Annotated in this window: 16 protein-coding genes and 1 pseudogene; 16 read left to right on the forward strand and 1 reads right to left on the reverse strand. The window is 44.6% G+C overall.

From position 1 onward, the window contains the following. The first annotated feature begins 57 nt into the window (after window positions 1-57). From EBO34_RS01835 to yajC, 15 genes and pseudogenes are all read left to right on the forward strand, one after another. Window positions 58-612 (forward strand): Spo0B C-terminal domain-containing protein, encoded by a 555-nt coding sequence (locus tag EBO34_RS01835; protein WP_122896257.1) that lies wholly within the window; start codon window positions 58-60, stop codon window positions 610-612. Window positions 613-632: 20 nt separating this feature from the next. Continuing rightward, window positions 633-1916: a GTPase ObgE gene (gene obgE / locus EBO34_RS01840; protein WP_122896258.1), complete on the forward strand. Its 1284-nt coding sequence runs from the start codon at window positions 633-635 to the stop codon at window positions 1914-1916. 451 nt (window positions 1917-2367) lie between these two features. Continuing rightward, window positions 2368-2835, forward strand: coding sequence for an ACT domain-containing protein (locus tag EBO34_RS01845; protein WP_419466053.1), 468 nt, complete (start codon window positions 2368-2370; stop codon window positions 2833-2835). 30 nt (window positions 2836-2865) lie between these two features. Next, window positions 2866-3732 (forward strand): prephenate dehydratase, encoded by an 867-nt coding sequence (gene pheA, locus EBO34_RS01850; RefSeq protein ID WP_122896259.1) that lies wholly within the window; start codon window positions 2866-2868, stop codon window positions 3730-3732. Between the two features lie 590 nt (window positions 3733-4322). Then, window positions 4323-5672 carry a SafA/ExsA family spore coat assembly protein gene (gene safA, locus EBO34_RS01855; RefSeq protein WP_183163669.1) on the forward strand — a complete coding sequence of 450 codons (1350 nt, stop codon included), beginning with the start codon at window positions 4323-4325 and terminating at the stop codon, window positions 5670-5672. Window positions 5673-5866: 194 nt separating this feature from the next. Further along, window positions 5867-6769, forward strand: coding sequence for a YhcN/YlaJ family sporulation lipoprotein (locus tag EBO34_RS01860; protein ID WP_122896261.1), 903 nt, complete (start codon window positions 5867-5869; stop codon window positions 6767-6769). 95 nt (window positions 6770-6864) lie between these two features. Continuing rightward, window positions 6865-7173, forward strand: coding sequence for a transcriptional regulator family protein (locus EBO34_RS20880; protein ID WP_346725789.1), 309 nt, complete (start codon window positions 6865-6867; stop codon window positions 7171-7173). Continuing rightward, a pseudogene (locus EBO34_RS21135) lies at window positions 7146-7587 on the forward strand (YebC/PmpR family DNA-binding transcriptional regulator). The gene EBO34_RS20880 and the pseudogene EBO34_RS21135 overlap by 28 nt, the downstream one beginning before the upstream one ends. A gap of 101 nt (window positions 7588-7688) precedes the next feature. Continuing rightward, on the forward strand, window positions 7689-8246 hold the full coding sequence (locus tag EBO34_RS01870) for an intercompartmental signaling factor BofC (RefSeq protein WP_122896262.1): 558 nt from the start codon (window positions 7689-7691) through the stop codon (window positions 8244-8246). Between the two features lie 214 nt (window positions 8247-8460). Further along, window positions 8461-9078: a Holliday junction branch migration protein RuvA gene (gene ruvA, locus EBO34_RS01875; protein ID WP_122896263.1), complete on the forward strand. Its 618-nt coding sequence runs from the start codon at window positions 8461-8463 to the stop codon at window positions 9076-9078. Between the two features lie 33 nt (window positions 9079-9111). Beyond that, on the forward strand, window positions 9112-10113 hold the full coding sequence (gene ruvB / locus EBO34_RS01880) for a Holliday junction branch migration DNA helicase RuvB (RefSeq protein WP_122896264.1): 1002 nt from the start codon (window positions 9112-9114) through the stop codon (window positions 10111-10113). Then, window positions 10110-10328, forward strand: a complete 219-nt coding sequence (locus EBO34_RS01885) for a DUF2905 domain-containing protein (protein ID WP_122896265.1) — start codon at window positions 10110-10112, stop codon at window positions 10326-10328. Before ruvB ends, EBO34_RS01885 begins: the two co-directional genes overlap by 4 nt. 169 nt (window positions 10329-10497) lie before the next feature. After that, window positions 10498-11526, forward strand: coding sequence for a tRNA preQ1(34) S-adenosylmethionine ribosyltransferase-isomerase QueA (queA, locus tag EBO34_RS01890; protein ID WP_122896266.1), 1029 nt, complete (start codon window positions 10498-10500; stop codon window positions 11524-11526). Window positions 11527-11551: 25 nt separating this feature from the next. Continuing rightward, entirely contained in the window at window positions 11552-12691 is a 1140-nt protein-coding gene (gene tgt, locus EBO34_RS01895; RefSeq protein ID WP_122896267.1) for a tRNA guanosine(34) transglycosylase Tgt, read from the forward strand. Window positions 12692-12892: 201 nt separating this feature from the next. Then, on the forward strand, window positions 12893-13156 hold the full coding sequence (yajC, locus tag EBO34_RS01900; protein ID WP_122896268.1) for a preprotein translocase subunit YajC: 264 nt from the start codon (window positions 12893-12895) through the stop codon (window positions 13154-13156). A gap of 53 nt (window positions 13157-13209) precedes the next feature. On the opposite strand, the gene EBO34_RS01905 is transcribed toward yajC, so the two are convergent. Beyond that, entirely contained in the window at window positions 13210-13596 is a 387-nt protein-coding gene (locus EBO34_RS01905; protein WP_122896269.1) for a TIGR04086 family membrane protein, read from the reverse strand. Window positions 13597-13735: 139 nt separating this feature from the next. On the opposite strand from EBO34_RS01905, the gene EBO34_RS01910 reads away from it, so the two are divergent. Next, window positions 13736-15022, forward strand: a complete 1287-nt coding sequence (locus tag EBO34_RS01910) for an ArsB/NhaD family transporter (protein WP_122896270.1) — start codon at window positions 13736-13738, stop codon at window positions 15020-15022. Window positions 15023-15206 lie beyond the last annotated feature (184 nt).

A 15206-nucleotide genomic window follows, 5' to 3' on the forward strand; every position in this document is an offset into this window, starting at 1 on the left:
CTTGCTAGAAAAGAATATATAACAGATTGATCACGCTTCAGTAGGAGTGTTGTTTTTGTGAATAGAGATTGGGACCCGGTCGACCTTTTAAGGCATTACAGGCACGACTGGCTGAATCATTTGCAACTGATAAAAGGAAACCTTGCTCTTGGGAAAACAGAGCGTGTAGAAGTGTTACTTGATGAAATTATTCAGCAGGCTAAAAATGAAAGCAAGTTATCTAATATTAATGGAGGCCTTCTCGCAGAGCGACTGCTCACGTTTAATTGGGAGGCTCACAATTTCCGTCTGAGTTTTGAAGTGATAACGGATTCTTGTCATCTTGATACTAAGGAAATGGAAATCCTTCATGTTACAGAACGTCTTTTAGAGTGGTTTGACCACCATTGCTATGCTGGTGCGGACAACCACCTTATTTTTGTCATAAATGAGGCAGAGGGAGTTCCTGTAATTGAGTTTGATTTTCAGGGTAAACTGATTACTGAATCAGTTTCGATCAGTGACCTGGAGCAGGCAGTCGGTCCCGGGGAACAAGTGGAGATAGAAGAGGTGGCAATGGGACAGGAAGAATGTTTCATCAGACTCCATTTTATTATTGAAGAGCGGCTTTGAACAATTAGAGGTGAAGCAGAATGTTTGTAGATAAGGTTAATATTTATGTAAAAGCAGGAGACGGCGGGAATGGGATCGTGGCTTACCGTCGTGAGAAGTATATTCCGGATGGCGGCCCTGCAGGTGGTGATGGAGGCCGCGGTGCAGATGTGGTCTTTGTCGTAGACGAGGGTCTTCGTACGCTGATGGATTTTAGATATCAAAGGCATTTTAAAGCAGAACGAGGAGAAAATGGCCGTCCGAAAAACCAGCACGGTAAAGGCGGAAAAGAAATGGTTGTCCGTGTTCCTCCTGGAACAACTGTAGTAGATCAGGATACAGGAAAAGTTATTGCTGATTTGACAGAGGAAGGACAAAAGCATGTGGTCGTCAAAGGCGGACGGGGCGGAAGAGGGAACTCCCGTTTTGCCACACCTGCAAACCCGGCCCCTGAGCATGCTGAAAACGGACAGCCTGGGGAAGAGCGTAACCTGACCCTTGAGTTGAAAGTGCTGGCAGATGCAGGGTTAGTCGGATTTCCAAGTGTCGGGAAGAGTACGCTGTTAAGTGTGGTTTCGGCTGCTAAACCGAAAATTGCAGATTACCATTTCACAACACTTGCACCGAACCTAGGTGTAGTTGAAACAGAAGATTCACGCGGGTTTGTTATGGCCGACCTTCCTGGTTTGATTGAAGGTGCCCACTCAGGCGTGGGACTGGGTCATCAATTTCTTCGTCATATTGAGCGGACAAGGGTAATCGTTCATGTCATTGATATGTCAGGACTTGAAGGAAGGGATCCTTATGAGGATTACCTGACCATTAATGAAGAGCTTAAGCAGTATAAAATGAGGCTCACAGAGCGCCCGCAGATTATTGTGGCAAACAAAATGGATATTCCTGAAGCAGAGGAGCACCTGGAAGCGTTTCGTGAAAAAGTAGAAGAAGGCGTTCAAATCTTCCCGATTTCAGCAGTAACGAAGAAGGGGCTTAGAGATCTTCTGCATGCAATCGCTGATAAAATTGAGACAACCGATGAGTTCCCTCTTTATGATGAGGAGGAAAAAGAACAGCGCGTTCTTTATAAGTTCGAGAAGAAAGAAGCACCGTTTACGATCAGTCGTGATGACGATGGTGCCTTCATCATAGAAGGGGCAGACATTGAAATGGCCTTTAAGATGACGGACTTTAACCGTGACGATTCCGTTCGCCGATTCGCACGTAAAATGCGTCACATGGGAATTGATGATGCATTGAGGGAGAAAGGTGCTGAAAACGGAGATACAGTACGTATTCTTCGCTATGAGTTTGAATTTGTTGAATAACGTTTTATACAAAAGGGCTGCAGACTGCAGGCCCTTTTCTTTATCCAAAGAGATGTGTTGGGACGAAAGAGGAAAGTTCGGGGGTCTGTCCCCGCACAATTGAGGGTGTTCTCTTGACAGAGGATGTTTCTAGATCGAGGAGGTGATGGCGGGGCCGGAGTATAGTATATTCTCTTTCTCTTTATATCGTCCAAGAGTCTTCATAACCCGTGGAAAGTTCCCCGTAAACCCGTCCCAACTCTTAAAAAATTTACTTAAACTCTCCATAACGTCCCCTCAAACCATCCGACCTGCTGGGAAACGGGAAATTGTACTTCACTGGTAGGGAGGGAAGCACATTAACAAAGTATCCAACCAGCAATTCTTGAAAAACTGGTACATCCAAATTCATTTTTACTCTTTCTTTTTCAGGACAAAGGCCATTATAATAAAGAATATTACATCAGAGAGCATGAAGGTGGTGATCTTGGTGAAACGAAAAACAGATCATTTTTATTTAGTAAGGGAAGATATGCTTTCAGAAGCGATGCTGAAGACGGTCGAGGCAAAAAAACTTCTGGAGAGCGGTAAAGTAGAAAATGTGAGTGAAGCGGCAGAGCTCCTTGACATGAGCAGAAGTGCTTATTACAAATATAAAGATGGTATTTTTCCATTTCATGCGATGGTAAAAGAAAAGATCGTCACCCTTTCCATCCATCTTGAGGACCAGTCCGGTGCCCTCTCAAAGCTTCTGGCCATTATTGCAGAAGAAGGTGGGAACGTTTTGACGATTAACCAGACCATACCTCTTCAGGGACGCGCTAACCTTACCCTGTCAATTGAAACAGCTGCCATGACCTCCAATATCAACAGACTGGTATACAGAATTGAAACACTTGAGTATATAGAAAGAGTCGAGGTTATCGGCTCAGGAACTTAAGTATCAGATTACAGAAGGTGGCATCAGACAATGAACGTTGGATTTTTAGGACCTGCCGGGTCTTTTTCTCATGTGGCAAGCCAGACACTCTTTCCGGATGCCTTGCATAAACCGTACTCCACCATTCCCGACAGCATTGATGCTGCAAAAGAAGGTCAAATAAATATTGCTGTGGTCCCTCTTGAAAACACCATTGAGGGATCCGTTAATATAACACTTGATTATATCCTGCATTATCAAAAGCTCGAAATAATAAAAGAATTAACAATACCGATTGATCAGCATCTTATGGTGCACCCTGACTGGAGTTCTTCATGGCAAGACAAGATTACAACCGTTTTTTCACACCCACATGCGGTGGCGCAGTGTCATTTATTTATCCGTAAAAACCTGCCTGATGCAAAAGTGGAGCACATCGATTCAACAGCTGCTGCGGCAAAGTACGTAAGTGAACACCCGGATGAACCTGTTGCAGCAATTGCCAACAAAGGGGCAGCAGGCATTTACCGGTTGGATGTAGTACAGAATCGAATTAATGATTACCAAAACAACCATACCCGTTTTGTAGCATTGTCAGAAAAAACAATCACAACGAAGCGCACTATCGGAAGGACTTGTTCGCAAACAGGTATTAAGACGACCCTCGTCATTACGCTTCCGGAAGACCATTCAGGAGCCCTTCATCAGGTGTTGTCGGCATTTTCCTGGCGGCGGCTTAATCTGACAAAAATTGAATCCCGTCCAATGAAAACGGGGCTCGGAAATTATTTCTTTATTATTGATGTGGAAAAAGAACTGGACGACATCCTTCTTCCGGGTGCGATTAAGGAAATCGAAGCCCTTGGATGCGGAGTATCAGTTCTTGGGAGCTACCCTTGTTATCTGCAAAAAACATAAGGGTTGAAGCATAAAGCGTAAGCTGTCCTGTTAGGTTATTAAAGGACAGCTTCTTTTTTATTTGATTTCAACGCTGTTTTCACCAAGGATAAAGAAGCTATTACACCCGAAGGCTCCTGCGGGAGGGGACGGCAAGGTAAGATAAGATAAGATAAGATAAGACCCCGCAACTAGGAGAAGGGCACTGAAAAAGTCTTCGCTGAAAATAACGTCGCCACTTTAGTGCTGTGTTAAAAATCATTGTATTTTATAAAAGTGATGATTGGAGCGAATGCGCGCAAATCAATATCTCACTTTAACAAAGCTGTTTTAATAATGGCCTTGTTCAGTGTCGTTTAGGAGCTTGAGTAGGCTTACCCGCATCCTGTAAAAAGCGAAGGATAGGTCTGCGGACTCGTGTTTATAAGAAAAGGAAAATAGGAGCATTATACGAAAACAACGAACTCCAATACTATTCACTGGTTATACATCCCGTATTTTTATCATAAAATTGTGAAGAAAAGGACTGTACGGTTGTTAAGGTGATGATGTGACCATTCGCCCATCCTTGCATAGGATGTAATGAATACGTATGGGAGGGATCACAGAAAGTGAAAATACACATTGTTCAAAAAGGTGATACACTCTGGAAGCTTTCGCAAAAATACGGTGTTAACTTCGAGGAGTTGAAAGCCGCAAATAGTCACCTGTCAAATCCGGATCTCATCATGCCTGGAATGAAGATAAAAGTTCCTTCAGGTGGAGTCCAGGCTAAAGTTGCTGGTGCTGCAAAAGAAGCGCCGATAGCAGGAGCAGCAAAGGAGGCGCCTGTCGCAGCAAAGGAAGCACCTGTAGCTCCTAAGGAGGCTCCTAAAGAAGCACCTAAAGAAGCACCAGTTGCCCCGCAAAAGAAAGCACCTTCAATTAAGGAAGAAAAAGAAGCGCCGGTAGCAAAGGCTGCACCTCCTCAACAACCGGCTTATAAATTGCAACAGAAGATGAATTTCAATTTTTACAAGCAGAAGCAGGAACCTAAAAAGGAATATCCGAAGGCAGCGGCACCACCGAAAATGCCTAAGCCTAAAGAACAGCCGAAAAAAGCAGCTCCAGCTGCAAAAGAAGAGCCTAAAAAAGCAGCTCAAAAGCAAGCGCCCAAACAGCAGCCAAAAATGCAGCCGAAACAACAGCCAAAGCAGCAGCCTAAAACAGCCCCTCAACAGGTGAAAGGGCAGCAGGCTCCTAAACAGGCACAGCCAAATCAGATGATGCCTCAGCAGGTAATGGGTATGCAGGCACAGCCAAATCAGATGATGCCTCAGCAGGTGATGGGTATGCAGGCACAGCCAAATCAGATGATGCCTCAGCAGGTGATGGGTATGCAGGCACAGTCGAATCAGATGATGCCACAACAGGTGATGGGTATGCAGGCACAGTCGAATCAGATGATGCCTCAGCAGGTGATGGGTATGCAGGCACAGCCCAATATGATGATGCCACAGGTGATGGGCCAGCAAATGATGCCGCATCATCACTGTTACCCATATCCGATCAGTCCTGTTATGCCAGGGTGTGCATGTCAGGGGGGCTATGGTATGATGCCACAGGTAATGGGTATGCAGGCACAGCCAAATCAGATGATGCCACAGGTAATGGGGCAGCAAATGATGCCGAATATGATGATGGATGAGAACATGATGATGAATCACGATGACCTCTTGAATGATGATGATTTTGAAACAGATGATATGGATACAGCAGGTCTTTACCAGCCTGGTGACATGGCTCATATGTATGGAGACTTAACTGAACAGCAGTTTCAGCCCCAACAGATGCAGCAATTTATGCAAAATCCGAATTGGTATGGTGCCAATGGCTACGGTATGATGAACCGATACCACATGGGCCAGCAACCTTATTATCAGGGCTGGAATCAAAAGAGTCAGGAAGATGAAAATCAATAAGATGTGAAGAAAGGTACTCATAGGCGGATGCTCTATGGGTGCCTTTTTATTCTTGTTGTTCTTCGAATCACCTCCTGAAATCCCTTATAATTCCAGGCCTTTGTCCTTTGTAAGACAGGAGCTGTTTCCTTTAACTAACAGAATCATTTTTCCTCCAGAGCCACATCCTAAGTGGTGAAAGGAGGGTTAAAAATATGAAGAAATGGTTTATGAGCTTAACCGCAGCTGTCATGCTGGTTGCAGGTTTAACAGGCTGTGGCGGTAATGGTGATATGAATGACGAGGGTGAGCAGGAAGGCTTCTTCACCAGAGGTTACAATAACCGGACAACTGGTCAGGATGCTGGAGGCTACCTTAACCGCCGTCAAGGTATGACTGGCACATACTACGGTCAGAACTATGGTTATAATAACTATGGGATGAACCGTGGCCGTGAAACGGAGCGTTATGGAACAAGAGCTTCCAACTACGGTAATCCAATGACTGGTTACAAAACCCGCGCCAGAGGTGTGGACCGTAACACAAACCTTGGATTAAACCGTAACCGAAATACCGGCTTTGGTATGCGCGGTAATACAGTGCGTGGCGCTGGAAGAGGTATCGTTGGTAACAACAGACCTGGCATGGTCGATAACAACGGGATCCTTAACCGATTCCAGGCAACGGGCAACCGATTCGGCGGTTATGACAATCACCAGCGTTATTCCACAAAAGGACAAGCTTCTCAAGGTAACCGCTACTCAGGCTACTATGACGGTGAAGAAGGTCATAAAGCACGTCGCATTGCCAACCGTGTAGAAGACATGGACAATGTTGAAGACTGCCGCGTTATTGTAAATGGCAATGATGTTGTCGTTGGTCTGGACGTACGTGGTGAAAGCCAGAGAACAGAACAAAAAGTCCGCAGGCTTGTTTCTAAAATGGACGACGATATGGACGTCTACGTTGTAACAGAGCAGGAGCAGATGGACCGGGTTCGTTCGATGGATGACCGTCTCAGAGCGGGAGAACCATTTGAAGAAGTCGGCGCTACATTTAATGATATGGTTCAAGATCTTGGAAGAGCCATTCAACGACCGTTCGAACGTTCACGATAATATGGATTGAGGCAGGTTGCTCAGGCGATCTGCCTCTTTATTTGCCAGACGCCCTCTCTTCTGAAAATTTATTCTATAATTGATTTTAGTTTAAGATGGGGAAAAGATGGCCGGACATTCCACTTAAGCACAGAAAAGGAAGGCAGGATGTGAAAAAGGGGAAGGTATTCACAAAAATATCGAGAGAGATCTTTACAACATTTCGAAAAGGCGGTGATGATCCATCAGTTAATGCATCGCTTAAAGCAGCGATAGCGAAAGCAAAAGCGGCTAATATGCCGAATGATAACGTTGAGCGAACGATAAAAAAGCGACTGGTAACCTTGATGGTGTCATTTATGAAGATATTACATACGAGGGATACGCTCGACACGGGGTGGCTGTCTATATTGAAGGGCTCATAGACAACAAAAACCCTACAGCAGCAGAAGTTCGTCTTGCCTTTAACAAAAATGGGGGAAGCCTGGTGAGAGTGGGTGTGTGACTTTTATGTTTGAGAGAAAAGGTTTCTTCGTCATCGAAACAAGAGGGGAGGAAAAGGGTGAGCAGATAACCCTTAATGCGATTGAAGCTGGTGCAGAATATGTGGTTGAGCACCCCGGTTTTGTAGAAGTACTGACTGAACCGGAGGCCTATCATGACGTGATGGAACCATTAATGAATAAGGATATCACTCCCCTGAATCTGAAATTGCAATGGTGCCTAATGTGAAAACTTTCCTTACTGAAGAAGAAGCAGAAGAGGTCCTGAGCCTTGTTGAGGCCCTTGAGGTCAATGACGATGTGCAAAGTGTGTATCATAATCTTGAAATTCTATAAAAGTACGGATAAACATTCTCATCCTGGGAAACACTAAGTGTAGCTACGGGATGGGACTTTTTTTGTCTCTGAACCGGGTGTTTGTAAGGAGGCGGATTGCCATGCTTGCTGTTACAGTAGGTCCGGTAAAATTACATAAAAAGAAAGCAATACTGTTTCTTTTACCTTTATTATGTCTTGTTTTGTTTATTTCCCAGCCTGAGAGTGTCGCTGAAGAAAATGACGATACAGGGGCATATCAAGTAACAGGCCCGTTAACGATGGAAGTTGTATTGCAAAGGGAATACCTCGATGGCGAAATAAGTGAAGAAACGGTTGAAGAAGTCATCTGGTCCATGGAAGATTTCTGGTCTTTCTATAGTGACTGGCAGCTTGTTGGTCAATCGGCAGAACAGGTTGTTTTTAAACAGGAAGTGAATGATATCTCTCCTTTGCTTAAACTGAATGGCTACTTCGGACTTTCAGAAGGAGGGACCCTCAGTATTTTCAACGGCAGGCCTGAGGATAATGAGGTCATTCAGTCATTTTTTCAAATCCATACAGACCGATTAAAAAGTCAGGCTCAAAGTGAACTTCAAAAAGGGATCCCTGTGTCTACCAAGGATCAGTATCTGGATGTGATCCAGATGTATGAAAAATACGCAAAAACAGACCTGTAAACTAACGGCCATCTCTGAAGTGAAAGCGGAGGTGGTCTTTTTTGATCTTCTGAAATAATCCAAAAGAAAAAGAGCTCGGGAATAGTAAAGCGACTGTTATTAGTAAAAACCAATTTCAAAACACTTTTACTGCTTTCCTCTCGTTTTTTATCCCTCCCTCTTTGCGCCTGTTTATGCTAATATAGAAATATATGTTCGCATGAGGAGAGATTTCGTGATTGAATTTGTTACGGGAAGATTAAGTTATATTGATACAGAATATATGGTCCTTGATGTTAATGGCATCGGATACCTTGTTTATTGTCCAAACCCGTTCAGCTTTCAAAAACATGAAGGCAGCACGGTTACTGTGTATACATACCAGCATGTTCGTGAAGATGCATTAAAATTATTCGGATTTCATAACCGCGAAGAGAGAAGACTTTTCGAAAAACTTCTGCAGGTATCGGGAATCGGCCCGAAAGGTGCTTTGGCAATCCTTGCTGCCGGAGCGCCGGAACGTGTTGTTTCAGCAATTGAAGAGGAAGACGAAAAGTTTCTTGTGAAGTTCCCTGGTGTAGGAAAAAAGACAGCCCGTCAGATTATACTGGATCTTAAAGGGAAACTCCCGGAATGGATGCCATCCCTTCTGGATCATGACGGCCATCCTGTTAATGAAGCAGGGCATAAACGAATAGCCGGAAACAAAGAGCTTGATGAAGCCGTGGAAGCACTGAAAGCTCTGGGATATGTTGATAAAGAAATTAACCGGGCAATGCCAGTCCTTAAAGATAAAGACCTGACAACCGACGCATATATAAAAGAGGCATTAAAATTAATGCTGAAAGTTTAGGCTTATGTTCATATGGGATCGGAGGATATCGAAATGGAAGAACGGATTGTGAGCGGAGAGACCCAGAGAGAGGAAGAGTGGGCAGAGCTGTCCCTCAGACCTCAGCGACTCTCCCAGTATATCGGTCAGCAGACGGTTAAAGAAAATTTAAAAGTATTCATTGAAGCGGCAAAAATGCGCGAGGAGTCACTCGACCATGTCCTTCTTTACGGACCGCCCGGACTTGGCAAGACAACCCTGGCAACGATCATTTCAAATGAAATGGGCGTTAATTTAAGAACGACTGCGGGTCCTGCCATTGAGCGACCCGGAGATCTGGCTGCCATCCTCACAGCCCTCGAGCCCGGCGATGTGCTGTTTATCGATGAGATTCACAGGTTAAACCGAGCTGTGGAGGAGGTACTCTACCCTGCAATGGAGGACTTCTGTCTTGATATTGTTATCGGTAAAGGCCCCTCAGCACGGTCTGTCCGGCTTGATCTGCCTCCTTTCACCCTGGTTGGGGCAACGACACGGGCGGGGATGCTGTCAGCTCCACTGAGAGACCGGTTTGGTGTGGTATCCAGGCTTGAATATTACACACATGAGGAACTGTCCGAAATTGTAACGAGGACAGCTGATGTAATGGAGGTTGAGATAGATGTCAATGCCAGTGCTGAAATTGCGAGACGTTCAAGGGGAACGCCGCGAATTGCCAACAGGCTTCTCAGGCGCGTACGGGACTTTGCCCAGGTGAGAGCAGACGGAAGTGTTAATGATGCAATCACAAATCAGGCGCTTGAGCTTTTGCAGGTGGATAAAGAAGGACTCGATCACATTGATCATAAACTTCTCAGAGGTATGATTGAGAAATTCAGAGGCGGTCCGGTCGGGCTCGATACGATTGCGGCCACCATTGGCGAAGAATCTCACACCATAGAAGATGTTTATGAACCTTATTTGTTACAAATTGGCTTTTTACAGAGGACTCCCCGGGGAAGAATGGTAACACACAGAGTTTACGATCATTTTAACCTGGAGGTGCCAAAGCTTTGATAAGTATACCTAAGCTGCTCATCACTCTTGGAGCAGTCCTGATTATAGCAGGCCTTATCTGGCAGGTGGGAGGACGGTTTGTTAATTTAGGAAAGTTGCCGGGAGACATCCTGTTTACCCGGGGAAATACAACCGTTTATTTTCCAATCGTTACATCTATTGTAATAAGTATTGTACTTTCTTTGATTTTCTATTTTATCGGCCGTATGAGGTAAGTTACCGGACCCGGATTTCCGGGTTCGCTTTATTTGTGTACAGAAAAGTCTCCCTCATCATGGAAAATTGATACAGGGTTGTGGTCCTGAAAAAGAAAGTGGCGGTTGAGGCTTGTTTTTACTATACTAAGTAGGCATATATTTTTTGTAGGAAAGAAGAGGTAGTTTTATGGACGTTTCACAGTTTGATTTTAACCTTCCGGACCGTTTGATCGCGCAAACGCCGTTAAGAGACCGGACACAATCCCGTCTCCTTGTAATGAACAGAAAAATTGGTGAGATTGAGCACCGGACTTTTACTGATATGCTGAGTTACCTGCAGGAAGGAGATGCCCTGGTCATTAATAATACCCGTGTTATTCCGGCAAGGCTTCTGGGAATGAAGGAAGAAACAGGGGCAAAAATCGAAGTGTTATTGTTAACCGATAAAGGTGAGCACACGTGGGAAGCTCTTGTAAAGCCTGCGAAAAGACTCAAGGTGGGCACGAAGGTGAACTTTGGTGATGGTAAGCTGACTGGCACATGTGTGAAAGAACTGCCGGAGGGACGCAGAGAAATTCAGTTTTCTTTTGATGGTATCTTCCACGAAATTCTGGACGAGCTTGGTCAGATGCCGCTCCCGCCTTATATTCAGACTCAGCTTGATGAAAAAGATAGATATCAGACTGTTTATGCCAAACACCGTGGATCGGCAGCAGCACCTACTGCCGGGCTTCACTTTACAGAGGAATTGCTCGCTGAAGCGGTGAATAAAGGTATAACAATCGTCAACATCACCCTTCACGTGGGCCTTGGCACCTTCAGACCGGTTTCAGTGGACGATGTGAAGTCTCATAAAATGCATGCGGAATTTTACCAGATGGATGAAGAAGCTGCCCGTAAGTTGAATGACGTAAGGCAGCAAGGAGGCCGTATCATCGCGGTAGGAACTACGTCAGCAAGGACCCTCGAGACCATTACCCGTGACCATGGGGGAGAGTTTGTTGCTTCTTCAGGATGGACGGATATCTTTATTTACCCTGGTTTTTCGTTTAAGGCACTCGATGGTCTTCTAACCAATTTTCACCTGCCAAAATCCACACTCGTCATGCTCGTAAGTGCTTTTGCAGGCCGTGAGAACGTATTGAAGGCATACAACGAAGCGGTTGAAAAAGACTACCGGTTTTTCAGTTTCGGCGACGCCATGCTGTTGATTTAAGGATTAATTTAAGGAAGTGAATGAAATGCCACCAATCACATATGAACATATAAAAACTTGTAAACAGTCCGGGGCCAGACTTGGCATCGTCCATACCCCGCACGGTTCTTTTGAGACCCCGGTCTTCATGCCGGTCGGGACTCTTGCCACTGTAAAAACGATGAGCCCTGATGAGTTAAAGGAGCTTGGTGCGGAAATTATTCTGAGTAACACTTATCACCTCTGGCTCCGTCCGGGACATGAGATTGTCAAAGAAGCAGGAGGGCTTCATAAGTTCATGAACTGGGATAAGCCGATTTTGACGGATTCGGGCGGATTTCAAGTGTTCAGTCTGAGTGATATGCGAAAGATTACGGAAGAAGGGGTCGAGTTCCGGAACCACCTGAGCGGGGAGAAGATGTTCCTTTCCCCTGAAGGGGCGATGGAGATTCAGAATGCCCTTGGCCCTGATATCATGATGGCTTTTGATGAGTGTCCTCCCTATCCTGCAGAACATGATTATATGAAGGCTTCTGTAGAGAGAACGACCCGCTGGGCAGAGCGGTGTCTCAAAGCCCACAAGCGCCCCGGCGAGCAAGGGCTTTTTGGTATTGTTCAAGGAGGAGAATACGAAGATTTACGCAGACAAAGTGCAGAGGATCTTGTGTCTCTTGATTTTCCCGGCTACGCTATCGGAGGGTTAAGTGTCGGAGAACCGAAAGACGTTATGAACCGGGCCCTTGAGTTCACAACACCTCTACTGCCTGAAAACAAACCTCGTTACCTTATGGGAGTAGGATCTCCTGACTCCTTAATTGACGGAGCTGTTCGCGGAGTGGATATGTTTGACTGTGTGCTGCCTACCCGTATAGCAAGAAACGGAACGCTTATGACCAGTGAAGGACGTCTTGTTGTAAGAAATGCAAAGTATGCACGCGATTTCCGACCTCTCGATGAAAGGTGTGAATGCCATGTATGTAAAAATTATTCCAGAGCCTATATTCGTCACCTTATTAAGGCGAATGAAACATTTGGATTCAGACTGACAAGCTATCACAACCTGTTTTTCCTGGTAAATCTCATGGAAAGAGTCAGAGAGGCAATCCGGGAGGACCGGCTGCTTGATTTCAGAGAAGAGTTCTTTGAGGCATATGGTTTTAACAAAAAAGATGCGAAGAATTTTTAACTTACAGGGAGAGTTTCCCCGTTAAATGGTTAAAAACATGTTTATATTCAAACATTTTCGTATGTTTTACATGTTTTCATTGATTTTCACGTATAAAATTGTCTACAATAGTACGGGAGAGTCAACAATCAGTAACAGAGGAAGATCTCTTATGAATGATCATATATACTGATCGGGATTGATTTGAAAGGGGTGAAACTTATGGATATGTTAGGTGCAATTGTACCATTACTACTTATGTTCGCGATCTTTTATTTTCTTTTGATCCGTCCGCAGCAAAAACGCCAGAAGAAGATTCAGCAGATGCATTCTTCTCTTGAAAAAGGTGATAAAATTATCACAATCGGCGGCTTGCACGGAACGATTGATGCTCTTGATGACGAACGCATCATCGTCGTTGTTGATAATGGAAGTAAACTTACGTTCGACCGCCAGGCCGTTCGTGACGTAACAAACAAAGACTAATTAAAAAACCAGCTCCTTTTGGGGCTGGTTTTTTCGTTGCGAATTTTCATCGTCTATTCCCTAAAATTCCCTCCTATCAGATTGACCCCGAGAATCCCTCCCAACACACTGGCACCGGTGTAACCGGCGTGCATAAGGGACTGCTGCAAATCAAAGAGCTGGTTGTATCCCAGGAACTGAACGAGAAAAATGACGAGGGTGTACAGGACAGCTGTAGCACCTCCAACTAGCCAGCCTTTTCGTTTTGCTTTCCCGCCGGCAATAAAACCGCCAATGAACACAGCAAGAAAGGAGAACAACACGAGAAACCAGGCTACTGAACTTTCTTCCATTGAACTGAAGCGTAAAAATAGCGAAACGATAAAGCTCGCTGCGAGTACAAGGGTTAAAATGGCCAGGATACCGTACAGGGCACTTGAGAATATTTGTCTTTGTTCCATAAACTCATACCTCCTCTTATAGTTGCGTTTAGTAAATTCTATTCAACTTGTACAAATTTAGACGAGCAATTTACGTGAGTAAACATGATTGTCCATGCAGGTTCATAGAATGAACTGAAAAGAGGGAGGGGCTGTCTGAATGGATCTCATTCTCACGTTTGTTATCTTTGTGATCAGCTACGTGTTTATTATCAGTGAGAAATATAACAGAGCACTCGTAGCCTGTCTTGGGGGCGTGGCTATGCTGTTTGCCGGTGTGCTCGATTTAAATACTGCGTTTATGGAACATATTGACTGGCATACGATTGTTCTTTTACTGTCAATGATGATACTTGTATCGATTACAAGTCAGAGTGGTTTTTTTGAGTACGTGGCGATATCTCTGGCTAGGATTGTGAAAGGCCGTCCTTTACCATTGTTAATAATGGTCTCTACGTTAACCGCGGTTGGTTCTGCATTCTTAAATAACGTTACAACAGTTCTGCTCGTTGTCCCCATCGTTTTCACACTTACTAAATTACTTAAAATATCTGCAATTCCATACTTACTGGCTACGATTTTAGCTTCAAATATTGGAGGTACTGCAACGCTCATTGGTGATCCTCCAAACCTGATGATTGGTCAGGCTGTTGAACACTTAACGTTTAATGCTTTTCTTATTCACCTCGGACCGGTCGTTTTGTTTATTTTTATCGTGATCATGTGCTGGGTAACTTTTCTTTACCGCGGGCAGCTTCATGTGTCATTGGAAGAACGAAAAGCCCTCATGGCTCTCAGACCGGCCGATTTTTTACGGCATAGAAGGCTTCTTGTGAAATCCGTATTTGTTTTGTCTGTAACAACACTTGGTTTTTTACTGCAGCCCCTAATGTCTGTGGAATTAACCAGTGTAGCCATGGCGGGAGCTCTTCTGCTGATGTTTTTGACACATGATGAGCAGCAGACAGAAGAGGTGTTTCAGTCCATTGAATGGGTAACGCTGTTTTTCTTTGTCGGGTTATTCATGCTTGTGGGCGGACTGAAAGAGGTGGGGATCATTGACCAGATTGCAAGTTCAATTATTCATTATACAGACGGGGACCTTCCAAAAACGGCTATGCTTATTTTGTGGGTATCAGGTTTATTGTCCGGGTTCGTAGATAATATCCCGTTCGTTGCGGCCATGATCCCTGTTATTCTTGAATTTCAGGAATATGGTATGACCAACCTTGATCCTCTTTGGTGGGCGCTGGCACTTGGGGCATGTCTTGGGGGGAACGGCACGCTGATCGGTGCTAGTTCAAACGTAATTGTCGCGGGAATGGCGGTCAGGGCGAAGCAGCCGTTCACCTACATTGATTTTCTGAAAATAGGTGCACCTGCTGCAATTGTGTCCTTTGTGATTTCGAGTATCTATATTTACTTCAGGTATCTTATTTATCTGTAGAAATTATCAGAAGAAGGTGTCTTAAAACGATAAAGTAAATTGGCAATGGCTGCTCACGATGCTCGTACGGCTGTAAAAAAACTACTCCTGCAGGCTTTTAAAAGAGCGAAGCAGTTTGATTCATTGCTTCGAGGTTGATCCAAAGGTAAAAAACGACCTTAGGTCAACCTATTCGTTTTGTTCT

It is taken from the genome of Alteribacter keqinensis, from assembly GCF_003710255.1.
Lineage (GTDB): Bacteria > Bacillota > Bacilli > Bacillales > Salisediminibacteriaceae > Alteribacter > Alteribacter keqinensis.